The sequence below is a fragment of the Lysobacter auxotrophicus genome, from assembly GCF_027924565.1.
Taxonomy (GTDB): Bacteria; Pseudomonadota; Gammaproteobacteria; order Xanthomonadales; family Xanthomonadaceae; genus Lysobacter_J; species Lysobacter_J auxotrophicus.
In genome coordinates, this window is record NZ_AP027041.1 from 937672 (window position 1) to 962284 (window position 24613).

At 69.8% G+C, this 24613-nt stretch carries 17 protein-coding genes; 13 read left to right on the top strand and 4 right to left on the bottom strand.

Features of this window, described 5'->3' with window-relative positions:
- Positions 1-24 precede the first annotated feature (24 nt).
- The 4 genes from mrcB (at position 25) to tsaB (ending at position 6139) form a co-directional block, all read left to right on the top strand.
- The gene (mrcB, locus tag LA521A_RS04170) at positions 25-2406 is read left to right on the top strand and encodes a penicillin-binding protein 1B (RefSeq protein WP_425494563.1); all 2382 of its coding nucleotides are present in this window, start codon (positions 25-27) and stop codon (positions 2404-2406) included.
- Positions 2406-2942 carry a tetratricopeptide repeat protein gene (locus LA521A_RS04175; RefSeq protein WP_281781108.1) on the top strand — a complete coding sequence of 179 codons (537 nt, stop codon included), beginning with the start codon at positions 2406-2408 and terminating at the stop codon, positions 2940-2942. The genes mrcB and LA521A_RS04175 overlap by 1 nt, the downstream gene beginning before the upstream one ends.
- A 243-nt stretch (positions 2943-3185) precedes the next feature.
- Positions 3186-5294, top strand: a complete 2109-nt coding sequence (gene yoaA, locus LA521A_RS04180; RefSeq protein ID WP_281781109.1) for a DNA repair helicase YoaA — start codon at positions 3186-3188, stop codon at positions 5292-5294.
- Positions 5295-5425: 131 nt separating this feature from the next.
- Positions 5426-6139: a tRNA (adenosine(37)-N6)-threonylcarbamoyltransferase complex dimerization subunit type 1 TsaB gene (tsaB, locus tag LA521A_RS04185; RefSeq protein ID WP_281781110.1), complete on the top strand. Its 714-nt coding sequence runs from the start codon at positions 5426-5428 to the stop codon at positions 6137-6139.
- Positions 6140-6287: 148 nt separating this feature from the next.
- On the opposite strand, the gene LA521A_RS04190 is transcribed toward tsaB, so the two are convergent.
- Together LA521A_RS04190 and gshB are read right to left on the bottom strand one after the other, a co-directional pair.
- Positions 6288-7163, bottom strand: a complete 876-nt coding sequence (locus LA521A_RS04190) for an energy transducer TonB (RefSeq protein ID WP_281781111.1) — start codon at positions 7161-7163, stop codon at positions 6288-6290.
- Between the two features lie 55 nt (positions 7164-7218).
- A complete protein-coding gene (gshB, locus tag LA521A_RS04195; protein ID WP_281781112.1) occupies positions 7219-8169 on the bottom strand; it encodes a glutathione synthase in 951 nt (316 codons plus the stop codon).
- 455 nt (positions 8170-8624) lie between these two features.
- Between gshB and pilG the strand changes: the two genes are divergently transcribed.
- From pilG to LA521A_RS04240, 9 genes are all read left to right on the top strand, one after another.
- Positions 8625-9023 (top strand): twitching motility response regulator PilG, encoded by a 399-nt coding sequence (gene pilG / locus LA521A_RS04200; RefSeq protein ID WP_115843698.1) that lies wholly within the window; start codon positions 8625-8627, stop codon positions 9021-9023.
- 18 nt (positions 9024-9041) lie between these two features.
- Positions 9042-9407, top strand: coding sequence for a response regulator transcription factor (locus LA521A_RS04205; protein ID WP_281781113.1), 366 nt, complete (start codon positions 9042-9044; stop codon positions 9405-9407).
- A gap of 14 nt (positions 9408-9421) precedes the next feature.
- Positions 9422-10021, top strand: a complete 600-nt coding sequence (locus LA521A_RS04210) for a chemotaxis protein CheW (protein ID WP_281782009.1) — start codon at positions 9422-9424, stop codon at positions 10019-10021.
- A complete protein-coding gene (locus tag LA521A_RS04215; protein ID WP_281781114.1) occupies positions 10018-12039 on the top strand; it encodes a methyl-accepting chemotaxis protein in 2022 nt (673 codons plus the stop codon). Before LA521A_RS04210 ends, LA521A_RS04215 begins: the two co-directional genes overlap by 4 nt.
- Positions 12040-12118: 79 nt before the next feature.
- Positions 12119-18631, top strand: a complete 6513-nt coding sequence (locus LA521A_RS04220) for an Hpt domain-containing protein (RefSeq protein ID WP_343226709.1) — start codon at positions 12119-12121, stop codon at positions 18629-18631.
- Positions 18624-20363: a chemotaxis protein CheB gene (locus tag LA521A_RS04225; RefSeq protein WP_281781116.1), complete on the top strand. Its 1740-nt coding sequence runs from the start codon at positions 18624-18626 to the stop codon at positions 20361-20363. The genes LA521A_RS04220 and LA521A_RS04225 overlap by 8 nt, the downstream gene beginning before the upstream one ends.
- Before the next feature lie 17 nt (positions 20364-20380).
- The gene (locus LA521A_RS04230) at positions 20381-20896 is read left to right on the top strand and encodes a chemotaxis protein CheW (protein WP_281781117.1); all 516 of its coding nucleotides are present in this window, start codon (positions 20381-20383) and stop codon (positions 20894-20896) included.
- 89 nt (positions 20897-20985) lie between these two features.
- Positions 20986-22044 carry an acyltransferase family protein gene (locus tag LA521A_RS04235; protein ID WP_281782010.1) on the top strand — a complete coding sequence of 353 codons (1059 nt, stop codon included), beginning with the start codon at positions 20986-20988 and terminating at the stop codon, positions 22042-22044.
- A 20-nt stretch (positions 22045-22064) separates the two neighbouring features.
- Positions 22065-22403 carry a hypothetical protein gene (locus LA521A_RS04240; RefSeq protein WP_281781118.1) on the top strand — a complete coding sequence of 113 codons (339 nt, stop codon included), beginning with the start codon at positions 22065-22067 and terminating at the stop codon, positions 22401-22403.
- Positions 22404-22426: 23 nt separating this feature from the next.
- On the opposite strand, the gene LA521A_RS04245 is transcribed toward LA521A_RS04240, so the two are convergent.
- Positions 22427-23164: a 16S rRNA (uracil(1498)-N(3))-methyltransferase gene (locus tag LA521A_RS04245; protein WP_281781119.1), complete on the bottom strand. Its 738-nt coding sequence runs from the start codon at positions 23162-23164 to the stop codon at positions 22427-22429.
- Complete coding sequence (gene bioA, locus LA521A_RS04250; RefSeq protein ID WP_281782011.1) at positions 23155-24480, bottom strand: adenosylmethionine--8-amino-7-oxononanoate transaminase; 1326 nt, start codon at positions 24478-24480, stop codon at positions 23155-23157. Before bioA ends, LA521A_RS04245 begins: the two co-directional genes overlap by 10 nt.
- Positions 24481-24613: the final 133 nt, after the last annotated feature.

The following is a 24613-nucleotide window of genomic DNA, read 5'->3' on the forward strand; positions in this document are numbered from 1 at the left end:
GCAGCCCCGCCATTGTCCCATGCCGTGGCCCGAATCCAGTACGACGAAGACGACAACGACGATACCAACCAGCACGAGGCCCCGCAGTGGCGTCGGCGACTGGTCATCTGGGTGCTGGCGGCGGTGGGCCTGGGGCTCGGCTTCCTGATTCCGTACACCCTCTACCTGAACCATGAAGTGGGCGAGCGCTTCGGCCAGCTGAAGTGGCAGATCCCCACGCGCGTCTATGCGCGCCCGCTCGAACTCGCACCGGGGCGCACGCTCGACGCCGCCACGCTGAAGACCGAACTCGATGCCGCCGCCTATCACGAAGGCGACGGCACGCGCCCCGGCACGTACGCGCGCAACGGCGGCCGCTGGAAAATCGCCAGCCGCGGCTTCCAGGACGTCGACGGCCCGGTGCCGGCGCGCCGCATCGAAGTCGTCCTGTCCGGCAGCAAGGTCGCGTCCCTTCGCGATGCCTCGGCCAGGGGCGCGCTGAAATCCGTGCGCCTGGACCCGGCGCGCATCGCCACGCTCTACGGGCAGAAGAACGAGGAACGCCGCCTCGTGCGCCTGCGCGAGGTGCCCGAACTGCTGGTCACGGGCCTGCAGGCGGTCGAGGACCGCGACTTCAACAGCCATCACGGCATCGACGTCAGCGGCATGGTCCGCGCGGCCTTCAAGACGGCCACCGGCAGCACGCAGGGCGCGAGCACGCTGACCCAGCAGCTCGCACGCAGCGGCCTGCTCGGCATCGGCCGCGAGCGCACGCTCAGCCGCAAGGGCAAGGAGATCCTCTACGCGCTGCTGATCGAAGCGCGCTACGACAAGGGCACCATCCTCGAGGCGTACTTCAACCAGGTGTATCTGGGCCAGCGTGGCGCGCAGGCGATCCACGGCGTCGCGGCCGGCTCGGAGTTCTGGTTCGGGCGCGACCTGTCGGACCTGAGCACCGAGCAGATCGCCCTGCTCATCGGCATCGTGCGCGGCCCGTCGTACTACGATCCGCGCCGCAATCCCGATCGCGCGCTGGAGCGCCGCAACTTCGTGCTCGGCGAGATGCACGAGACGAAGCTGATCAGCGACGCCGAGTACCAGCGCGCGCTGAAGGCGCCGCTCGGGGTGACCACCGACCCGGGCAGCATCGCGGCGAACCGGTTCCCGGCGTACATCGACCTGATCCGCCGCCAGTTGGCGCGCGACTATCCCGCCGACGCGCTCGCCGGCGCGGGCCTGAGCGTGATGAGCGGCATGTCGCCGTCCGCGCAGGCGATGGCCGAGGGCGCCGTCGCGCGCACGCTCAAGGGCCTGGACAACAAGCGCCGCCCACCGCTGCAGGCCGGCCTGGTGGTAACCGACGTCCACAACGGCAACGTCGTCGCCGTCGTCGGCAGCCGCAGCGTCGCCGAGCACGGTTTCAACCGCGCGGTCGAGGCGCAGCGCCCGGTCGGCTCGCTGCTCAAGCCGTTCGTGTACCTGCTCGCGCTGGCGCAGCCGGGCAAGTACTCGCTGGCCAGCTGGGTCGACGATTCGCCGGTCACCGTCGCGCTGGGCAAGAACAAGAACTGGAATCCCGGCAACTCCGACGGCCGCAGCCACGGCACCGTGCGCCTGGTCGACGCGCTGGCGATGTCCTACAACCAGGCCACGGTGCGCGTGGGCATGCAGGTCGATCCCGAGCGCATCGCGGGCCTGATCCGCACGCTGGCGGGCATCGAGGCCGCGCCGAACCCGGCGCTGATCCTCGGCGCCGTCGACCAGAGCCCGTACGCGATGGCTCAGCTGTACCAGTTCCTCGCGTCCGGCGGCGAGATCCAGCCGCTGCATGCCGTGCGCGGCGTGCTGGACGCGAACGGCAAGGCGCTCAACCGCTACGACAAGGAACCCGCGCCCGCGCAGGAAGGCGACGCGATCGCCGCGCGGCTCATCACCATCGCGCTGCAGCAGGCGGTGTCGAACGGCACCGGCACGCAGCTGGTGCGCGACGGCCTGGGTCGACTGTCGCCGGCCGGCAAGACCGGTACGTCGAACGACGGCCGCGACAGCTGGTTCGCCGGCTGGACGGGCGACCACCTCGCGGTGATCTGGGTCGGCAACGACCAGAACAAGGAAACCGGCCTGTACGGCGCGACGGGCGCGATGCGCGTGTGGTCGGCGATCTTCTCGCGCCTGCCCACCGCGCCGCTGGAAGTGGGCAACAAGGGCATCGACTGGCAGTGGACCATCGCGTCCAACACCACCGACCCGGACTGCCCCGGGGCGCGCCGCTTCGCCTACGTCGCCGGCTTCGCGCCGCAGTACGCGCCGTGCCCGCAGCCGGAGCCGGTCGAGGAGGAAAGCGGCGGCTGGCGCGACTGGTTCGGCATCGGCAGGAAGGAAGAGGAGGCCCCGCGCGAGCAGGCGCCCCCGCAAGAGACCCCGTAATGAAGCACCCGACTATCCCCCGCATCGCAGTACACGCTCTGGCCCTGGCGGTGCTCGCCGCCTGCACCAGCACGCCGCCGGCTCCGCCGGCGCCGAGCATCGACGCCGTCGCCGCGGTCACCGCGATCCGTGCCGCCGGCGGCGCCGCGAGCACCGAACTCGACGTGCAGCCCATCCGCGATCCGCAGGTCGACGACCTGCGCGAGGACGCGGCAGCCTTCGAAAAGGCCGGCCAGTACGCGCAGGCCGTCGCCGCGCTCGACCAGGCGCTGCAGCTCAATCCGGACGATCCGGCGCTGCTGCAGGAACGCGCCGAAGCCGCGCTGCTGGTCAAGGATCTCGCCGGTGCCGAGCGGTTCGCCAGGCTCGGCATCGAACGCGGTTCGAAGGTTGGTCCACTGTGCCGCCGTCATTGGGAAACCATCGCGCAGGTGCGCCAGGCGCGTCCGATTCCGCTGGAAGTGCCGGGCGACACCGTCGCCGACGCGCGCCGTGAGCGAGACGCCTGCACGGTCGCGGCACCGGCGCGGTACTGACGCGACGAACCGCCGCGCCGGCGGTTCATGCACCTGAAGGCCTCGCCGGCGAGGGCGCGCCCCGCCGGCTAGAATGCGTCCATGCCCGCGGGTTCTTCCGCGGATTCCCGTGATCGGCAGGTGTCGTGAGTGGGGCGGCCACGTGGGATGGCCGATGCGCGACCCTCGCGCCGCGCCATCACAGGAACCGTCGAGATCATGCAAGCCGCGGCGCCATCGCCAACCGAAACGACCCTCGACCGCATGCCCGCGGACGGCGCGCCCGCGGAAGGCACGGCGGTCGACGCGCGCGTGCCGAGCCGGCTCGCGCAGGCGAGTCGCGATGCGCTGTCCGAAGGCGGCGAACTGGCGAAGAACATCCCGTCGTTCTCCTCGCGCCCGGCGCAGCTGGACCTCGCGGCCGCCGTGGCCGACGCCGTGGATCGCCGCGGCACGCTGCTCGCCGAAGCGGGCACGGGCACTGGCAAGACGTTCGCGTACCTCGTGCCGGCGCTGCTGTCGGGCAAGAAGACCATCGTCTCCACCGGCACGCGCGCGCTGCAGGACCAGCTCTACCACCGCGACCTGCCGCGCGTGCGCGATGCGCTTGGCGTCGGGCTGAAGACCGCGCTGCTCAAGGGCCGCGCGAACTACCTGTGCCATTACCGGATGCGCCAGGCGCAGGGTGAACCCCGCTTTACCTCGCGCGAGATGGCGGCGCAGTTCCAGCGCATCGTCGCGTGGTCGGGCCGCACGCGCATGGGCGATCTTGCCGAACTCGAGGCGTTGCCCGAAGACTCGCCGCTGCTGCCGATGGTCACCAGCACCGCGGAAAACTGCCTTGGCAACGAGTGCCCCTTCTTCAACGACTGCTTCGTCGTGCAGGCGCGGCAACGCGCGCAGGCCGCGGATCTCGTCGTCGTCAACCACCATCTGCTGCTCGCCGATCTGGCGCTGAAGCAGGAAGGCTTCGGCGAAATCCTGCCGGGCGCACAGGCCTTCGTCGTGGACGAGGCGCACCAGCTGCCCGAACTCGCCGCGCAGTTCTTCGGCGAAGCATTGAGTGCGCGGCCGCTGGTCGAACTCGCGCGCGACGCGCTCACCGAATGCAAGCAGGTGCCCTCCGCGCTCGCCGCCGTGCAGGATCCCGCGCGCGCGCTCGAACAGGCCGTGCGGGCGTTGCGCGCCGCAATGGACGAGCTGCCCGTGCGCGGAACGCGACGCCGCGCCGCGGAAGACGCCGGCGTCGAGCAGGCGTTCGACGGGCTGGACGATGCGTTGCGCGGCTTCCATTCGGCGGTGGTGCCGTTCGCGTCCGCATCCCCGGGCTTCGATGCGTGCGCGGCGCGCGCGGTGGAATTCGAAGGCCGGCTCAAGCGCTGGCGCGACGGCGAGGACGTTCCGGTCGACGAGAACGAGGAAACCGCGGACAACGAAGCCGCTGCCGACGCGGGCGCCGAGGCCGTTGATGCGAAGCCGGCGCGCAAACGCGCGGACGAGAGCGTGCTCTGGTACGAACTCACCGCGCGCGGCTTCCGCCTGAGCCGCACGCCGCTCGACGTCGCCGGCCCGCTGGCGCAGCATCGCGCGCGTTCGCAGGCGTCGTGGATCTTCACCTCCGCCACGCTCGCCGTGGGCGGTCGTTTCGAACACTTCGCGATCAAGCTCGGCCTGTACCTCAAGGGCGAGGATCCGCCGCACACGCTGCTCGTGCCCAGTCCGTTCGACTGGGAAACGCAGGCGTTGTGCTATCTGCCGCGTGGCCTGCCCGAGCCCATCGTGCGGCACTACAACGAGAGCATGGTCGAGAAGATCCGGCCCGTGCTCGAAGCGTCCAACGGGCGCGCGTTCGTGCTGTTCGCTTCGCATCGCGCGCTGCGCGAAGCAGCCGAATTGCTGAAGGACGGCCCGTGGCCGCTGTTCGTCCAGGGCGAGGCGCCGCGCGCCGTGTTGCTCGAACGCTTCCGTGCTTCCGGCAACGGCGTGCTGCTCGGCGCGGCGAGTTTCCGCGAAGGCGTGGACGTCGCGGGCGATGCGCTCAGCGTGGTGGTCATCGACAAGCTGCCGTTCGCGGCGCCGGACGATCCGGTGTTCGAAGCGCGCCTGGATGCCATCCGCCGCAACGGCGGCAACCCGTTCCGCGATGAGCAGCTGCCGCAGGCGGTGATCGCGCTCAAGCAGGGCGCGGGTCGCCTGATCCGCAACGAGAACGACCGCGGCGTGCTCGTGTTGTGCGACCCGCGCCTGACCAGCAAGACCTACGGCAGCGTCTTCCTCAACTCGCTGCCGCCGCTACCGAAGACGCGGCGCGTGGAGGACGTGGCGGCGTTTTTCGAGGCGCGGGACCAGGGCGCCGGCGAGCGCATGTTCTGATACTTCACCCGGTCCGGATGGACGGTTCGGACGGATGGATCCCCGCCTTCGCGGGGACGGCGAGCAAAAACGGTAGGCTCTTCGAATCCCGAATCCCGAATCCCGAATCCCGAATCCCGAATGCCGAATCGATGAACCTTCTCGCCTTCGAAACCTCCACCGAAGCCTTGTCCGTCGCGCTGTCCATTGACGGCGACGTGCGCGAGCGGTTCGAACTGGCGCCGCGGCGGCACGCGGAGCTCGCCCTGCCGTGGGCCGAAGCGCTGCTGGCCGAGGCGGGCCTCGAGCGCTCGCAGCTCGACGCGATCGCCGTCGGCCGTGGCCCGGGCGCGTTCACCGGCGTGCGCCTCGGGATCGCGCTGGCGCAGGGCATCGCGCTCGCGCTGGATCGACCGGTCGTGCCGGTGTCGACGCTCGCCGCGCTGGCGATGCGCGCCGATACCGACGGTGCCGAGGCCTCGCGCGTGTTCGCCGCGATCGATGCGCGCATGGGCGAGGTGTATTCGGCGGCGTTCGAACTGCGCGACGGCGACGTGCGTGCCATCGGCGATGAGCGCGTCAGTGCGCCCGGCGATGTCGTCGTGCCCGACGGTGAGGGCGGCTGGATCGGCGTGGGCACGGGTTTTGGCGCCGCGGACAATGCGCTGGCGCAGCGGCTTGCTTCGCGCTTCGCATCGATCGACGCAACGCAGTTGCCCCATGCCTGCGACATCGCGCGGCTCGCAGCGAAGGCGTTGGCGCGCGGCGAAGCCATCGCCGCCGAGCGCATCGAACCGGCGTACCTGCGCAACAACGTGGCGTTGACGTTGAAGGAACAACAGGCGTTGCGCGAGTCGAAGCGGTAAGTCACGCAGGTCGCGTTGGCGCCTTCACTCCACTTATTTCGTCATCCCGGCTAAGGCCGGGATCCAGGCTGTCATCCCAGCCGAAGGGTGATCGCGAGACCGGTACGCGCTTCGCCTACCCGGCCTGCAACCACTGCGCGATCCGGCCCTAGTCGTCCACCAGCGTGCCGCCCGGCAGGAAGTTCCATGTCCGCGTGACATGCAGGATGTCCGGGTTTTCCTCGGTGCGCGGCAGGGGCGGGTAGGGTTCGGCGAGCTTCGCGATGCGCAGCGCGGACGCATCCAGCAGCGGAATGCCGCTGGTGCGCACGATGTCGGCGCGTTCCACCGACCCGTCGCGACGGATCGCCACGCTGATCACCACCTGGCCTGCAAGGTGACGGCGACGCGCCTCGTCGGGATAGTTGAGATTGCCCACGCGCTCGACGCGATCGACCCATTCGCGCAGGTAGCCGGCCCACACGTATTCCTGCGTGCTCGCCGAAACGAACTTGCGCGACGGCCGCTTCGCATAGCGCTCCGAGCGCATGTGGATTTCGGCCGCAAGGCGCGCCATCTGCATGTCGCGTTCGATCTTCTGTTCGCCGCGCGGCAATGGGCGTTCGCTCGGCGACGGCGTGCTGCGCGGGGTGGGCGTCGGCGTTTCGCCGCGTGTGCTTGCGACCACGCGCGCCTGCGGTGCCGGCTGCGGCGCGGGCGACTGCGCGCGCAGCGTGCGCGGTGCGATGCCCGTCGCGGCCTGCGGCAGCGGGCCCGACTGCGCTTCGCGCGGACGCGTGCTCTTGTCGTGTTCGCCACCGCCCTGGTTGTTGGCCTGCGCGAGGAAATCGGCCTGTTTCGGCGTGAGCGCGCTCGTCGTCTGGGTGAGGATCACGTCCAGCGTCGGCATCACCGGCGCGGCGGTTTCCAGCGTCCAGCCCACGCCCAGCAACACGATGCCGTGCACCAGCAGCGAGAGCACGAAGGTCGCGCTGACGCGGCCGTTTCCGGCGGATTCGTAGGGAGTGGCGACTGCTGCGTTCATGCCTGCGTAGCGTATGCGCTGGTCGTGGCGGCCGGACGGGAACCGCGTCCGGATTTCACGCGCCGATCCGGCGTTCGATCGCGTCGAACAGCAGGCCGGCGATGTTGATGCCGAACTGCGCGTCGAGTTCGCGGATGCAGGTCGGGCTGGTGACGTTCACTTCGGTGAGGTAATCGCCGATGGCGTCCAGGCCGACGAACAGCATGCCGCGACGTTTCATTTCCGGACCGACCTGGGCGGCGATCCAGCGGTCGCGCTCGCTCAGCGGACGGCCTTCGCCGCGGCCGCCGGCGGCGAGGTTGCCGCGGAACTCGTCGCCCTGCGGAATGCGTGCGAGGCAATAGTCCACCGGCTCGCCGTCGACCAGCAGGATGCGCTTGTCGCCGTCGGTGATTTCCGGCAGGTAACGCTGCGCCATCGCCAGGCTGTGGCCACCCTGCGTGAGCGTTTCCAGGATCACGTTGAGGTTCGCTTCGCCGGCGCGCGCACGGAAGATCGAACGCCCGCCCATGCCGTCCAGCGGCTTGAGCACGGCGTCGGTGTGCTGGTTGACGAAGGCTTTCAGCGCGGCGGGATCGCGGCTCACCAGCGTCGGCGGACAGCATTGCGGGAACAGCAGCGCGGCGAGCTTCTCGTTGTAGTCGCGCAGGCCTTGCGGATCGTTGACGATCAGCGCGCCGGCGTTCTGCGCCAGGCCGAGCACCTGCGTGTCGTGGATGTACTCGCTGTCGACCGGCGGGTCCTTGCGCATCAGCACGACCTGGCCGGGGCCGAAGTGCAGCGTCGCGAATTCGCCCAGCTCGAACCAGCCGTTCCTGTCGTCGCGCACCGTCAGCGCGGCGGCGATCGCCTCGGCCTTGCCGTCGCGGACCGACAGCCCGCCGGGTCGCACGTAGTGCAGCCGATGCCCGCGGCGCTGGGCCTCCAGGAGCATGGCGAAAGTGGAGTCCTTGGCGATCTTGATCGACCCGATCGGGTCCATCACGACGACGATGTCGAGCGGCATAGGGGTCACTGGGGCGCGAATTGCGCGATGGTAGCAGGCGCCTCGCGCACCAAGCCCCGCCGGCCGGGCTGGTGCGCGGAATGAGGCGTCCGCCGGCTGTCGGGTGGTTCCTGTCCGGGCGGCACCGCCACCGGCCGGACGAGCCGTCGGGCCCGGACGGGTCAGGCGAGTTGGAACGCCCGTCCCGGCTCGGGCTTTCCGGGCTCGGAAATGTCATGGGATTCAGGTATATGCAATGCGCATGCCCGGACGATCCGCGCGATCCGCGGCGGTTTTGCGGGGTGGTCCGCGGGCCGGACCCGCCGGAACCGCCCGCTTGATCCGACTCGCGACCAATTCAGCTTGAATCCCGGGCATTCACGTGAACCGCTGCTTGACACTTTCGGCGCGGCTTGGAATAAAGGCGACTGGCGAAGTGCCTGCACACGGCGGCATTCGCATGGGGGAATTCGAAAATGCTAGACGAGGTCCGCAACGGCAGCCTCGGCGGTCTCAAGGTCATGGTCATCGATGACTCGAAGACGATCCGCCGAACCGCCGAGACGTTGCTAAAGCGCGAGGGCTGCGAGGTGGTGACCGCCACCGACGGCTTCGAAGCGCTGGCGAAGATCGCCGATCAACAGCCGCAGATCATCTTCGTGGACATCATGATGCCGCGGCTGGATGGGTACCAAACCTGTGCGTTGATCAAGAACAACCATCTGTTCAAAGGCACTCCGGTCATCATGCTGTCGTCCAAGGACGGCCTGTTCGACAAGGCGCGCGGTCGCATCGTCGGCTCCGAGCAGTACCTCACCAAACCATTCACACGCGAAGAACTGCTCGACGCGATCCGCACGCACGTAAACGCCTGACCGGGGGGTAGGGCACCAATGGCACGTATTCTTCTGATCGAGGATTCGCCGACCGACACGGCGGTCCTGACCCAGCTCCTGGAGCGCAACGGACACCAGGTGCTGGCCTCGGGCAATGCCGAGGACGGCATCGAGACCTGCAAGCGCGAGAAGCCGGACCTGGTGATGATGGACGTCGTGCTTCCGGGCATGAACGGCTTCCAGGCCACGCGCGCGCTGTCGCGCGACGTGGACACCAGCGCCATCCCGGTGCTGATCGTCAGCACCAAGGGCATGGACACCGACAAGGCGTGGGGCATGCGCCAGGGCGCGCGCGACTACATCGTCAAGCCGCCGCGCGAGGACGAACTGATCGCCCGCATCAACGCCCTGCTGGGCGCCTGAGGCGGGACGCGATGCTGCAGTCGCCCTTCGACGTGCTGGTGGACTACGAGCGCCGCAGCCTGGCGCACGTGGTCGGCCTGCCCGAACAGCTCGACGCGCCGGGCCTGTGGCGCGGCGTGGGCTATCGCATCGGCGCGCGCCGCCTCGCTTCGGGTTTCGGCGAAGTGCTGGAAATCCTGCCGCTGCCGCAGGTCACCCAGGTGCCGGGCGCACAGCCCTGGCTGCTGGGCCTGGCCAACGTGCGCGGCAACCTGCTCCCCATCGTCGACCTCAAGCAGTTCCTGGAAGGCGAGCGCACGGTCCTGCACGAGAGCCAGCGCATCCTGCTCGTCCGCCAGCCCGGCGGCGACGTGGCGGTGCTGATCGACGAGCTCTACGGCCAGCGCAGCTTCCACGAGCAGCACCGCATCGAACTTTCGCCCGAGCAGGTCGACGACGAAGCCGTCGTCGCGCTGACCCAGGGCCGTTACGCCAACTTCGTCGAGCGCGGTTACCGGCTCGATGCACACACGTGGGGCATCTTCAGCCTGGACAGGCTGGCCCGCACGCCCGAATTCCGCCAGGCGGCATCCGACATGCCGCACCGCATCAGCAACGTTGAGGTTCAACCATGAGCACTGTTATGGATAGCGCTGCCGGCAAGGGCCGCAATCTTGGCGTCAACACCTGGCTGATCGTGCTGGGCGTCTCGGTGCTCATCTTCGGCCTGAACACAGGCTACGCAACGTGGAAGGCCGCGCGACTGGGCGGTGCCAGCTCGTCGGCTTCGGACCTCCAGGTGAACTCGCAGAAGCTCGCCGTGCAGGGCCAGGAAGCCGTGAGCGGCGACGCCTCCGCGTTCGCCGCGTTCAAGGAAACGCGCTCGGCGATCGTGCAGGACGTCGAGCAGCTCAACGCCAACTTCGGCGGGACCGCGGGCGTGTCCGGCCCGATCCAGACCGTCACCAACACCTGGGCGCCGCTGGGCAAGAGCGCCGACCAGGTGGTCGCCTCCGAAAAGGCCGTGCTGGCGCTCGCCGGTAACGCTGACAGCTTCTCCAGCCGCGTGCCGCAGCTGCAGGCGCGCCTGGACGAGCTGGTCCGCGCGATGTCGGCGTCCGGTTCGCCGTCCTCGCAGGTCTACATCGCCCTTCGCCAGGTGGTGCTGTCGGGCAAGATGGCCGAGCGCATCACGCAGATCCGCGCCGGCGGCAGCGGCGCCGCGCTCGCCGGTGAAGCGCTGGGCCGCGACGCGGCGGTGTTCGGCAACGTGCTCACGGGCCTGCGCAAGGGCGACGCCGCGTTCGGCGTAACTCCGCTGGGCAACCAGAACGCGATCACCGCGCTCAGCCAGGCCGAGACGCTCTGGCAGGAAATGAAGAAGGACCTGGACGCGATCCTGTCCTCTTCGCAGAACCTGTTCGCCGCGCAGGCCGCGGCCGAGTCGATCACCGGCGGCTCCAACAAGCTGCTGACCGACAGCCAGGCGCTGTTCCGCGCCTTCACCTCGTTCGGTTCGGTGCGCAGCACCAACCCGATCGGCCACATCCTGGTGTCCATCGTCTCCGGCTTGATCGCGCTGTTCGCGATCGTCTTCCTGGTCGTGTCGCTGAACAGCCAGCAGAAGAAGCGCTACCTGACCACGAAGGAACTCAACGACCGCAACCAGGAGGCGATCATGCGCCTGCTGGACGAAATGGGTTCGCTCGCAGAAGGCGACCTGACCGTGAAGGCGACCGTGACCGAGGACATGACCGGCGCGATCGCGGACTCGATCAACTTCGCCGTCGAACAGCTGCGCAGCCTGGTGCAGACCATTACCGACACCTCGGTGCAGGTCGCCGCCAGCGCGCAGGAAACGCAGGCCACCGCCATGCACCTGGCCGAGGCCGCCGAACACCAGGCGCAGGAAATCAACTCCGCTTCCAGCCGTATCAGCGAAATCGCGGCGTCGATCAACCAGGTGTCGCGCAACTCGGCCGAATCGGCGGACGTGGCGCAGCGCTCTGTGCAGATCGCGACCAAGGGCGCGGGCGTCGTGCGCCAGACGATCGCCGGCATGGACAGCATCCGCGACCAGATCCAGGAAACCTCGAAGCGAATCAAGCGACTGGGCGAGTCGTCGCAGGAAATCGGCTCGATCGTTGAACTGATCAACGACATCTCGGAACAGACGAACATCCTCGCGCTGAACGCCGCGATCCAGGCGGCCTCGGCGGGTGAAGCGGGCCGCGGCTTCGCGGTCGTGGCGGACGAAGTGCAGCGACTCGCAGAACGCGCATCGAACGCGACCAAGCGAATCGAAACGCTGGTGCAGACGATTCAGTCCGACACCAACGAAGCGGTGTCCTCGATGGAACAGACGACCTCGGAAGTGGTCGCCGGTGCGCGACTGGCCGAGGACGCGGGTACGGCGCTGGGCGAGATCGAAAAGGTGTCGTCCGACTTGTCCAACCTCATTCAGGGCATTTCCAGCGCGGCGCAGCAGCAGTCCAGCGCGGCATCGAACATCACCGCGACGATGAACACCATCCAGTCGATTACGGCGCAGACCTCGCAGGGTGCGAACCAGACGGCCGCATCGATTGGAAACCTGGCGCAACTGGCCGCCGACCTGCGCCGCTCGGTCGCCGACTTCAAGCTGCCGGCCTGAGCAGGGACGCAGGGTCCATGAAAATGTTGATCACCGGCCACCGTAAGCGGGGCCGCCTCGCCCTCATGGGGGCCGGACGATGACCGTCATGCGTGAGGCCATCGACACGACCACGCTGGGCTGGATCAAGCCCGAGCTGGACGAGACCCTGCGCCTGGCCCAGCAGGAGATCGAGGCGTACGCCGAGAATCCGGCCGACGCCAGCCGCATGCGCCTGTGCGCCGAACAGCTGCACCAGGTGCACGGCACGCTGCGCATGGTCGAGCTGTACGCGCCGGCGATGGTCGCCGAGGAAATGGAGCGCCTGGCGCTGGCGCTGCAGCAGGGCAAGGTCGCCGATCGCGACGAAGCCTGCGCGGCGCTGATGCGCGGCGTCGTCCTGCTGCCCGATTACCTGGAACGCCTGCAGGGCGGCCATCGCGACATTCCGATCGTGCTGCTGCCGCTGCTCAACGAACTGCGCGCCACGCGCGGCGAGGCGGGCCTCAACGAAAGCGTGTTGTTCGCGCCGGACCTCGACCGTCCGCTGCCGGCCAACCTGCCCAGCGCGGTGCCCGTGGCCGCGCCGACGCGCGGCGCGACGTCGCCGCACCTGGCCGCCCTGCGCGACGCGCTGGCGAACTGGCCGGAAGAAGGCAATCCGGCGCAGCCCGAAAAACTCTCCAGCGCGATCGACGGCCTGCTCGGCGAAGTCGTGCTCGAACCCGTGCGCCGCATGCTCTGGGTCGCATCGTCCGTTGCTGGCGCCCTGCGCGACGGCGCGCTGCCGGCCACGCGCGCGCTGCGCCAGGCCTTCGGTGGCGTCGAGCGCGAAGCGCGCCTGATGCTCGCCGACGACGGTTTCGGCGCGCACCGCTCCGAACCGGCCGCCGAACCGACCCGCCAGCTGCTCTACCACGTCGCCCACAGCGATGGCCGCCATCCGGCGCTGGACGACCTGCGCCACACCTTCGAACTCGCCGCGCACCTGCCCAGCGAGTCCGAACTCGAACACGCCCGCGGCTCGTTGTCCGGTCGCAACCGCGCGCTGCTGGACACCGTCGCCGCGGCGATCAAGGAAGACCTGCTGCGCGTCAAGGACGCGCTCGACCTGCACCTGCGCACCGGCCAGACCGACGTCGCCGAACTCAAGCCGCAGGTGGAAGCGCTTGGTCGCGTCAGCGACACGCTCGGCATGATGGGCCTGGGCGTCGCCCGCACTGTCGTGTTGCAGCAGCGCGACGCGATGCACGAGATCGTCTCCGGCAAGCGTCCGGCCGACGAAGGCGCGCTGCTCGATGTCGCCGGCGCGCTGCTCTACGTCGACGCGTCGCTGGACGACCAGGTCTCGCGCCTGGGCCTGCCCGACGCCGGCGCCGAAGACGACCTGCTCGCCGGCGAGGCGCGCAAGGTGCTCGACGTGCTCGTGCGCGAGGCCATCGCCAACTTCGGCGATGCGCGCCAGGCATTCGTCGCGTTCGTGGAAACCAACTGGGACCACGCCGAACTGGCCGAAGTCCCGCGCGTGCTGGACGAAGTCGCCGGCGCGCTGCGCATGCTCGAACTGCCGCAGCCGGCCGATTACCTCACCGGCGTGAAGCGCTACACCGAGGTCGAGCTGATCGGCCGCAAGCGCGTGCCCAACGGCCAGCAGCTGGACACGCTCGCCGACGCGCTCGCCAGCCTGGAGTACTACCTCGAAGCGCTGCGCGAGCAGCGCCCGAACCGCAACCACATCCTCGACATCACGCGCCAGAGCCTGGAAACGCTGCGCTACTGGCCGCTGCCGGAATTCGACATCGCCGCGACGATGGCGCCGTCCTCGCCGATCAGCCGCGAAGACCTGGCGCGCGTTCCGGATTTCGAACTCACCGACGAGATCACGCTCGGCACGCCGACCGCACCGGCGTTCGACGCCAACGCACTGGCGCCGTCGCCGACGCTGGCCGCCGAAGTCCCGGTCGCGCAGGTCGCCGCATCCGCGCCGGCCGCGCCGACGCCTGCGCCCGTCGCGAGCACGCCGCAGCAGATCGCCGCGGGCGGTTTCGAACACAGCGACGACATCGACGACGAGATCCGCGAGGTCTTCCTCGAAGAGCTCGACGAGGAAATCCGTCACCTCGGCGACCTGCTGCCGGAATGGCACGCGCTGCCGGAAGACAGCGAGCGCCTGCGTCCGATCCGTCGCGTGTTCCACACGCTGAAGGGTTCGGGCCGCCTCGTCGGCGCGAAGACGCTGGGCGAGTTCAGCTGGAAGATCGAAAACCTGCTCAACCGCGTGCTCGACGGCACCCGCCCGGCGAGCCCGGCGGTGATCGGACTGGTCGGCCACGCCTATGCCACGCTGCCGCAGCTGCACGCCGCGCTGCGCAACGAAGGCGCCATCACGGCCGACCTGTCGGCGATGGAATCCCACGCCGATCGCCTCGCCGAAGGCGACGAAACCGTCTACACGCCCGCGCCGCCGAAGGTGGAAGCGGTCGTCGAGCCGGTGGTGGAAGCGATCGAGCCGGTCGTCGAACCGGTGTTCGAGCCGCTGGCCGAAGAGATCACGCTGGAAGCCGTCAGCTTCGACGGCCTGGACGGCGGCACGATCGAAGTCGAGGAAATCAGCTTCGACGACATCGCCGAGCCGGAACTGGCGGCCGAGATCGCACCCGTGCTGGAGCCCGAACCGGGCGTGCCGGCGTCGGTCGATTCGGTGCTGCTGGAAATCCTCGACGCCGAAGTCAGCGGCCACCTCGCGACGATCGAGCAGTGGCTCGCCGCCGCGCAGCCGCGCCCGGCCGACGACGGCCTGCAGCGCGCGTTCCACACGCTCAACGGCGCCTTCGCGATGACCGAAGTGCCGGTGATCACCGAGATCACCGGTCCGACCGAGGTGTACGTCAAGCGCCTGCTGGCCTCGGGCCAGCCCGCCAGCGCCGAAGGCGTGGCCGCGATGGGCGAGGTCGCCGACGCGATCCGCCGCACGCTGGCGACGCTGAAGACGCCGGCGCCGCGCATCCCGACCTTCGCCGGCCTTGCCGAGCGCATGCGCGCGCTGCGCGACAGCCTGCCGGACGCGCGCCAGCCGATGCCGCACGAGCCGGTCGAGCCCGCGTTCACCGCGATCGACCTGAGCGAGTTCACCGATCTGGCCGCCAACGTCGGCCCGGATTACCTGTCCGAGCCGGACCACGCGCAGCGCATCGAGGCCGAGTTGGCCGAAGCGCGCCGCATCGAGGCCGAACGCGAGGCGATCGAACGCGCCAACGCCGAGCGCATCGAAGTCGAACGCCTGGAAGCGGAACGTTTCGCGCTGGAAGAACAGCAGCGCGAAGCCGAGCGCATGGCGCTGCTCAAGCGCGAGGAAGACGCGCGCGCCGAAGCGGAACGTCGCGAAGCCGAACTGCTGGCCGCCGAAGCCGCCGAAGCCGAACGCATCGCCGCCGAACAGGCTGCGGCCGCACAGGCCGAGATCGAACGCGCCGCCGCGGAAGAAGCCGCGCGCATCGAAGCGGAGCACGTTGCTGCCGAACAGGCCGCCGCCGAAGCCGCCGCGCGCGTGGAAGCCGAACGTGCGCAGGCCGAGCGTCTTGCCGCCGAGCAGGCGGAAGCCGAACGCATCGCGGCAGAGCAGGCCGACGCCGAACGCCTCGCGGCGGAGCAGGCCGAAGCGGAACGTGCTGCGGAAGGCCGCGCCGCCGAAGAGCGCGCCGAGCGCCTGGCGGCCGAGACCGCGCACCAGGCTGCCGTGGAAGCCGCCATGGCCGAGCGCCAGGCTGCCGCGGCGCTGGCCGAACAGCAGCGCATCGAAGCGGAGTTGCTCGAAGCCGAACGCATCTCCACCGAGCGCTTGGAAGCCGAGCGCCTGGAAGCGGCGCGCATCGCCGACGAGGAAGCCGAGTACGCGCGCCTGGAAGCCGAGTACGCCGAGGCCGAACGCATCACGCGCGAACAGCACGCCGCCGTGGAAGCGGCCTCGCTGGAAACCGCCTCGCTGGAAGCCAGCGCCGTCGGTCACGCCTTCGTCGACGCGCCCGCCATCGGCGATCTGCGCGACGAGCTGCCGGAAGTGGAGGAGTTCGCGCAGGACGCCTTCGCGCTGGCGCCCGCCGACGAGCCGGCGCACGACTTCGCGTCCGTGCCGTCCATCGAGGCGCAGGAACCGGCCGTGGCCGCGCTCATCGCCCAGGCGCTGGCCGGCGCCGACGATCCGGACGAAGCGCTGGACCTGAGCGAACTGGATCCGGAGCTGGTCGACATCTTCGTCGAGGAAGCCAGCGACCTGCTCGATCATTCCGACGGCCTGCTCGCGCAACTGCGCGAAGCGCCGACGGAACGCGAAACGCTGGTCGGCATGCAGCGCGACCTGCACACCATCAAGGGTGGCGCGCGCATGGCCGGCATCATGGCCGTGGGCGAACTCGGCCACGCCATGGAATCGCTGCTCGAAGGCGTGGTGGAAAACCGCTGCGAACTCGGCCGCGACGGCGTGCCGCTGCTCGAGCGCGGTTTCGACCGCCTCCACGCGATGGTCACCCGCGTCGGCGAACGCCGCGCGGTCGCCATGCCGGAAGCGCTCATCGCCGAATTCGACGCGCGTTCGCGCGGCGAGACGACGCTGGGCGACCTGGCTGCCGCCGCACAGGCCGCCAGGCCTGTCGCGCCGGCCAAGCCCGCGGCCCCGGTCGTTGCAACGCCCGTCGTCGCGCACGAGGAAACGCCGCACGTCGAGCTCAAGCCGCTGTCCGCGCCGATCAGCGACCAGCCGCTGACCGACGACGACGACATCGGCGTGCGCGCGCCGCAGGAACAGGTGCGCATCCGCGCCGACCTGCTCGACCGCCTCGTCAATTACGCCGGTGAAGTCGCGATCTACCGCGCGCGCCTGGAACAGCAGCTGGGCGCGTTCCGCGGCGCCATCGCCGAAATGGCGGCGACGAACACGCGTATGCGCGACCAGCTGCGTCGCCTGGAAATCGAAACCGAAGCGCAGATCGTGGCGCGCTACCAGCGCGAAGGCGACGACGGCGAGCAGGCCTTCGATCCGCTGGAACTGGACCGCTTCTCCACGCTCCAGCAGCTTTCGCGCGCACTCGCCGAATCGGCGGCCGACCAGGTCAGCCTACAGACCACGCTCGACGACCTGACGCGCCAGTACGAAACGCTGCTGCTGCAACAGTCGCGCGTGAGCTCGGAGCTGCAGGAAGGCCTCATGCGCACGCGCATGGTGCCGTTCGACGGCCTGCTGCCACGCCTGCGCCGCGTCGTGCGCCAGGCCTCGGGCGAACTGGGCAAGCACGTCGCGCTCAAGCTCGACGGCACGCAGGGCGAACTCGACCGCAACGTGCTCGAGCGCATGACCGCGCCGCTGGAGCACATGCTCCGCAACGCCGTCGCGCATGGTCTTGAAACGCCGGACAAGCGCAAGCAGGCCGGCAAGCCGGACGAAGGCACGATCCGCATCGCGGTGCGCCGCGAAGGTTCGGAAGTCGTGCTGGAAGTCGGCGACGACGGCGCCGGCCTCAACCGCGAGGCGATCCTGCGTCGCGGCCTCGAGCGCGGGCTGGTGCCGGAAGGCGCCACGCTGTCCGATGCCGCGATCGACGCGCTCATCCTGGAACCGGGCTTCTCCACCGCCGAATCGGTCAGCCGCCTGGCCGGCCGCGGCGTGGGCATGGACGTGGTCGCCAGCGAAGTCCGCCAGCTCGGCGGCACGCTCGACATCGCCTCCAGGCCGGGCAAGGGCGTCACCTTCACGCTGCGCCTGCCGCAGACGCTGGCGGTCACGCAGGCCGTGTTCGTGCGCATCGGCGAGACGACCTTCGCCGTGCCGATCGCCTCGGTGCGCGGCGTGGGCCGCATCGCCCGGGACCGCCTGGACATGGTCGACGCGACCTACCGCTACGGCGGCGAGGACTACGCGGTGCACGACCTGGGCACGCTGGTCGGCCATGGCACCGCCAAGGCCGAAGGCGCGCTGCAGATGCCGCTGCTGCTGATCCGCTCGGGCGACCTGCGCGCCGCGGTGTGCGTCGACCAGGTGGTCGGCAACCGCGAAATCGTGGTGAAGCCGGTCGGTCCGCAGGTCGCTTCGGTGCCGGGCATCTTCGGCGCGACCATCATGGGCGACGGCCGCGTGGTCGTGATCCTCGACGTCGCACCGCTCGTGCGTCGCCAGGCGCTGCTGCCGCGCGACCACGTCGTCGCACCGGTCGCGCCGGTCGAAACGCGCCGCGTCCCGCTGGTCATGGTCGTCGACGACTCGGTCACCATGCGCAAGGTCACCGGCCGCGTGCTGGAGCGCCACAACTTCGAGGTGCTCACCGCGAAGGACGGCGTGGATGCGCTGGAGCGCATGGTCGAGCGCGTGCCCGACCTGATGCTGCTGGACATCGAAATGCCGCGCATGGACGGCTACGAACTCGCCACCGCGATGAAGGGCGACGCGCGCCTGCGCGGCGTGCCGATCGTGATGATCACCTCGCGTACCGGCGACAAGCATCGCCAGCGCGCGTTCGAGATCGGCGTGGAGCGCTACCTGGGCAAGCCGTACCAGGAGCCGGAGCTGATGCGCAACGTGTACGACCTGCTCGGCATCGACGCGGGGGCCACGCGGAATGAGTGAGTCCTCCCGTCGCGCGGTCCTTCTGGCGCGACCGGGCGCAGCCTGCGAACGACTGCGCTCGGCGCTGTCCGACGCAGGCGCCCACGTCGTACTGGAAGCCGACCCGACCACGCTGCAGCTCGAAACGCTGGGCCAGGTCGCGCCGCAGGTGATCGTGGTCGCGCTGGATCCGGTCACCGAGGACGTGATCGAGAAGTTCGATCCCGTGCTCGCCGATCCGTCGGTCGAAGTGATCTACGAAGAAGCCGCGCTGGCCGCCACGCGCGAAGGCTGGGACCTGGCGCGCTGGGCGCGTCACCTCGGCGCGAAGCTGCACGGCCATGGCGACGTCCTGCCGCCCGGACACGAGCCCGAAGGCATGGAGCCGCCGGAGCCGGCGATCCCGTCGCGCCCGGTCGAAATGGTGGCGCCGGCCGCCCCGGTGTCGGCCGTGGACGCGCCGCGTGCCGCGCCGGTCGTCGAAGCGCCGGTGGCCGCACCGATTGAAGCCTCGCCGCTCGAAGTCGCACCGATCGAAGCCGCATCGCCGGGCGGGCTCTCGCTGGCGCCGATCGAAGCGGTGTCGCCGTCCGAACCGGCCGACGTACAGCTGCCTGCCGTCGAGCACGTATCGTTCGCCGAAAGCACGCTGGCGCTCACCGACGACACGCCGCAGGTCCAGTTCACGCACGAGGCCAGCTACAGCCCGTTCGACCCGGTCGCCGCGGAAGCGGATTTCGACCTGGCCGGAACGGCCGAGCCGTCGCCGGGGCTGACCGACATCGAGCTGACCTTCGCCGCCGACGCGCCGATGGTGTCCGCCGATGCGATCGAGCTTTCCGCGGAGCTGGTGATCGAGCCGTTCGAATCGAGCTTCGATTACGAAGTCGCCGACACGGCGGCGCCCGTCTTCGAAACGCCCGCGTTCGACACGACTGTGTCCGATGCTCCCGAGTTCGCGGCCTCGGCCGTCGAGGTCGTGGAACTTCCCGCGAGCGAAACGCACGCTGCTGCGCCGGTGCTGATGTTCGAAGCCAGCCGCGAGGGCGCTGCCGCCCCGGCCGCGCCGAAGGTCGCCGCGCCGTCCGCACCGGACTGGTCGTTCACCGACGAGGCGACCACCGCCGCGCCGGTCTCGCGCGAGAACGACCCCAACCACAAGTTCCAGCGCGACCTGGGCGACATCGAGCGCCGCATTTCCTCGCTGGAGCTGGTCGAAGAACGTGCAGTAACGCAGTTGCCGGGCGCGATCCTCGTGCTCGCCGGCATCGGCGGCCCCGACGCGGTGCGCCAGCTGCTCGGCGGGCTGCCGGAAGAATTCCCGCGCCCCGTGCTCGTGCAGCAGCGCCTCGATGGTGGCCGTTACGACCGCCTCGTCGCGCAGATGCAGCGCGCCACGCCGTTGCAGGTGCGTCTGGCCGAACCGGGCCTGATCGCGATGGCCGGCACGATCTACATCCTGCCGGCCGACATTTCGATCACCGTGAGCGAGTCGGGCATGCGCTTCGTCGAAGGCGGTGGCGACGTGCTCGGCACGCTCCCCGCAGGCGATTCCGCCGTGCTGATGCTCAGCGGCGCCGACCCGGCGCAGGTCGATGCGGCCCTGAAACTGTCGTCGTCCGGCGCGCTGGTCGCCGGCCAGTCGGGCGACGGCTGCTACGATGCGGTCGCAGCGTCGGCGCTGATCGCGCGCGGCGCGCAGTCGGGCCAACCTGCCGAACTGTCGGCGCGTCTGGCCGAACGCTGGCGCTGAGCGACGAGGATTACGAGATGGCCACCGACTACGCTGCCCAACCTTCCGGCGCCGAGAACGACATCCGGGGCGTGCTGATCCAGGTCGCCGGCGGGCGCCTGCTGCTGCCCAATGCGACCATCGCCGAGGTGCTGTCCTACGCCGAACCCGACGCCGTCGCCGGCGCACCGGACTGGCTGCTCGGCCGCATCCGCTGGCGCGGCTGGCAGTTGCCGCTGATCGCCTTCGGGCGCTTCTCGGGCCTGGCGAACGAACGCGGCGGCCTGGGCAGCAAGGTGCTCGTGCTGCGCGCGTTGGGCGGCAGTTCGCCGGTCGAAGGCCGACGCACGCCGTACTTCGCGCTGCTGACGCAGGGCTTCCCGCGACTGGTCACCGTGTCGCGCGACACGCTGATGACCGTCGACGACCACAACGCGCTGCCCAACGGCGTGCAGGCGCGCGTGCTGCTCAACGAAGACGCCGCGTTCCTGCCCGACCTGGGCGCGATCGAAGACCAGATCGGCATCGCGCTGGCGCAGGCGCAGGCCGCTTGAGCGGCGCCCCGGTGCCGGGCGACGCCACGCGCGTCGGCCCGGCACGGCGCAATCACGCAAACACGACGACCGCGCCGCGCAAAGGCGCGATGCGCTACGCGTCCGTCGACGCGCTGCGCGGCCTCACCGTGGCGGCGATGCTGCTGGTCAACAACCCGGGCGATTGGGGCCACGTGTACGCGCCGCTCGGACACGCGGCGTGGCACGGCTTCACGCCGACCGACCTGATCTTCCCGATGTTCCTGTTCATCGTCGGCGTGTCGATCGCGCTGGCGCTGATGCCCCGTGTCGAACGCGGCGACGACCTCCGCGCGCTGACGAAGACCGTCCTGGTCCGCGGCGCACGCATCGTTGGCCTCGGCCTGCTGTTGCACCTGTGCGCGCTGTGGGCGTTCGACCTGCCGCATTACCGCGTGTTCGGCGTGCTGCAACGCATCGGCCTGTGCTTCGCCGCCGTCGGCGTGCTCGCGCTGTATACGCGGCCGCGGACGCAGTGGATCGCGTTCGGCGCGTTGCTCGTGGGCTACGCCGCCCTGCTCGCGGCAGGCGGCACGCTCGATCCGTTCGTGAACCTCGCCAGCCGCATCGACCACGCGCTGCTCGGCGTGCACGTGTACCAGCTCGATCCGGCGACGGGACGGGGCCACGATCCGGAAGGCCTGGTGAGCACGCTCGGCGCGTTGGCGACGACGCTGTTCGGTCTGCGAGCGGGCGACTGGCTGCGCCGTGGGGACCGTCGTTCGCTGGTCATCGCCGGCGCACTCGCCATCGCCGCCGGGTGGGTCTGGTCGATGGGGCAGCCGTTGAACAAGAACCTGTGGACGCCGTCCTACGTGCTGTGGACCGGTGGGCTGGCGTGCTGGATCCTCGCGATCTTCCATTCGCTCATCGACCTGCGCGGCTGGCCGCCGCTGGGTCGCGCCTTCGGCGTCAATGCGATCGCCGCCTACGCCGGCTCGGCGTTCATGCTCTACGCGCTGGTCGCTTTCGGCGGGCTCGATCCGCTGTACCAGCATGCGTTCGCCGGCCCGATCACGCCCCGCTTCGGGCCGTACGTCGCATCGCTTTCGTACGCGATCGCGTTCGTGCTCGTGTGGTGGATCGTGGTGCGCGTGCTGGATGCGCGGAAGATCTACTTCAAGATCTGAACGGGACAGGAGTCCAGCCGGTGGAGTTCATCATGCGGTTCCATGACAAGGGCGATCTGTCCGCGACCCGGGCGCTGTTGAGGAGCAAGGGCATCCCGACGCACGTCGCGCCGGGCGGCGGGCGTAGTCCAAGCTTCTGGGCGCTGTTCTGCTGCATCAACGAGCAAGCGGACGATGCTCGCCGCGTGCTGCACGACTCCTCACACGAGCCGACTCTGCAGGTGGATGCGGAAGCGTTCGAGGCGATGCTGGATCACCCGGACACGTCGCTGCTGACGCGCTACGCGACGATGGTCGCCATCGTCGTGTTCGTCCTCTTCGCCTTGCTCATGGCGCTGCTTTCGATGCAGCTCCGCTGAGCGCCGCGGCAAGGAAGTGACAGTCAGGCGAAATCCCCGAACTTCGCCTGCAGCGCCGCAATCGCCGCCAGCCCCGCGGTTTCGGTGCGAAGGATGCGCGGACCGAGTTTCAGGCCGTGGAAACCCGCCGCACGCAGTTGCGTGCGATCCAGGTCCGACCAGCCGCCTTCCGGGCCGATGGCGAGGAAGACCGGTTGCGCGGTATCGACCTGGAGCGTGCCGAAGGAGACTTCGCCGAACGGGTCCAGGATCAGGCGCAGGCCGCCCTCGGGCAGCGCGGACAACGTCGAGGACAGCGACACGGGCGCCGTGACGTCGGGCACGAACGCGCGCCCGCTCTGCTCGCAGGCCGACGACACGACGCTGCGCCAGTGCGCCAGCCGCTTCTCCGTGCGCGCTTCGTCGAGCTTCACCTCGCTGCGCTGCGACCAGAGCGGATGGAACGCGTGCGCGCCGAGTTCAGTGGCCTTCTGCAGGATCAGGTCCATCTTCTCGCCGCGCGCGACGCCCTGAAGCAGGACCAGCCGCAGCGGCGATTCGCGCGATACCGCGCCGGCCGAGTCGATCGCCACACGCAATTCGCGCTTGGTCGAGGCGACGATGCGCGCCGCGTAATCGTGGCCGTCGCCGTTGAACAGCACGCAGGCGTCGCCCACGCCCAGGCGCAGCACGCGCACCAGGTGCGCGGCGGCGCTTTCGGGCAGCGCGACTTCGCGGCCGACGGCCAGCGGTTCGTCGACGTGGACGCGGGTCAGGCGCATGCGGCTTCCTCGATGGCGTGGTCGATCGCCGCGCGCGTGGTGTCGGCGAGCAGTTGCAGGGCGTCGTCGTCGACGCAGTACGGCGGCATCCAGTACAGCACGTCGCCGAGCGGGCGCAGCAGCACGCCCCGACGCAAAGCTTCGCGGTACGCGCGAAGGCCGATGCGCGCCGATGCATCGAACGGCGTGCGCTTGTCGCCGTGCCTGGTGAGTTCGAACGCGACGATCATGCCGGCCTGTCGCACATCGGCGACGTGCGGGTGATCGACGAAATCCTTGGCGAGCCGGGCCATTCGCGCCGACGTGGCGCGATTGCGCGCGAGAACGTCGTCCTGCGCGAAGATCGCCATCGACGCCAGCGCCGCCGCGCACGCGAGCGGATTGCCGGTGTAGCTGTGCGAATGCAGGAACGCCTTCTCGCGCGAGTCGTCGAGGAAGCCGTCGTAGATGGTCTGCGTCGCCAGCACCGCCGCCAGCGGCAACGCGCCGCCGGTGAGTCCCTTCGACAGGCAAAGCAGGTCGGGTTGCGCGGCCGATTGCTCGGAGGCGAACAGCGTGCCGGTGCGGCCGAAACCGACGGCGATCTCGTCGCAGACCAGGAACACGCCGTGCGCGTCGCACAGTTCGCGTGCGCGCTTCAGGTAGACCGGATCGTGCATGCGCATGCCGCCGGCGCACTGCACGCGCGGTTCGAGGATCAGCGCGCAGACTTCGCCCGCATGGCGTTCGAGCAACGCGGCGAGCGCGTCCGCGGCGCGATGCGCTCGCTGCGCCGGCGTTTCGCCGTCCTCGCACAGGTAGGCATCGGGCGAGGGCGCGAACATGGCTTCGGTCAGCAGCGGAGCGTATACGCGCCGGTACAGCGGGATGTCGCCGACGGCGAGCGCGCCCAGCGTTTCGCCGTGGTACCCGTTGTCGAGCGCGATGAACTTCGTGCGGCCCTCGATCCCGCGATTGCGAAACCAGTGGAACGCCATCTTCAGCGCGACCTCGACGCCGGCCGAGCCGTTGTCGGCGTAGAACACCTTCGCCAGCGGTTCGCGGCCGGTTTCGCGCGGTGCGATGGACAGGAGCGTCTCGGCGAGTTCGACCGCCGGTGCGTGCGACACGCCGGCGAGGATCACGTGTTCCAGCGTCGTCGCCTGCTTCGCGATGGCCGCCGCGATGCGCGGCTCGGCGTGGCCGAACAGGTTGGTCCACCAGCTGCTGATCGCGTCCAGGTACCGTCGCCCGTCGCGTCCGATCAGCCACGCGCCTTCGCCGCGTTCGACGGGCAACAGGGGCAGGGTGCCGGCGGGATCGAGGTGCTCGCGCATCTGCGTGCACGGATGCCAGAGCACGGCCAGGTCGCGCTCGCGCCAGGCGGCCGCCGTGTCGCTGCGCGCTATGATGTCGTCCAATCGCTGCATCCCGCCATTCTAGCCGCGCGACCGGCCGGGACCTTCCAGC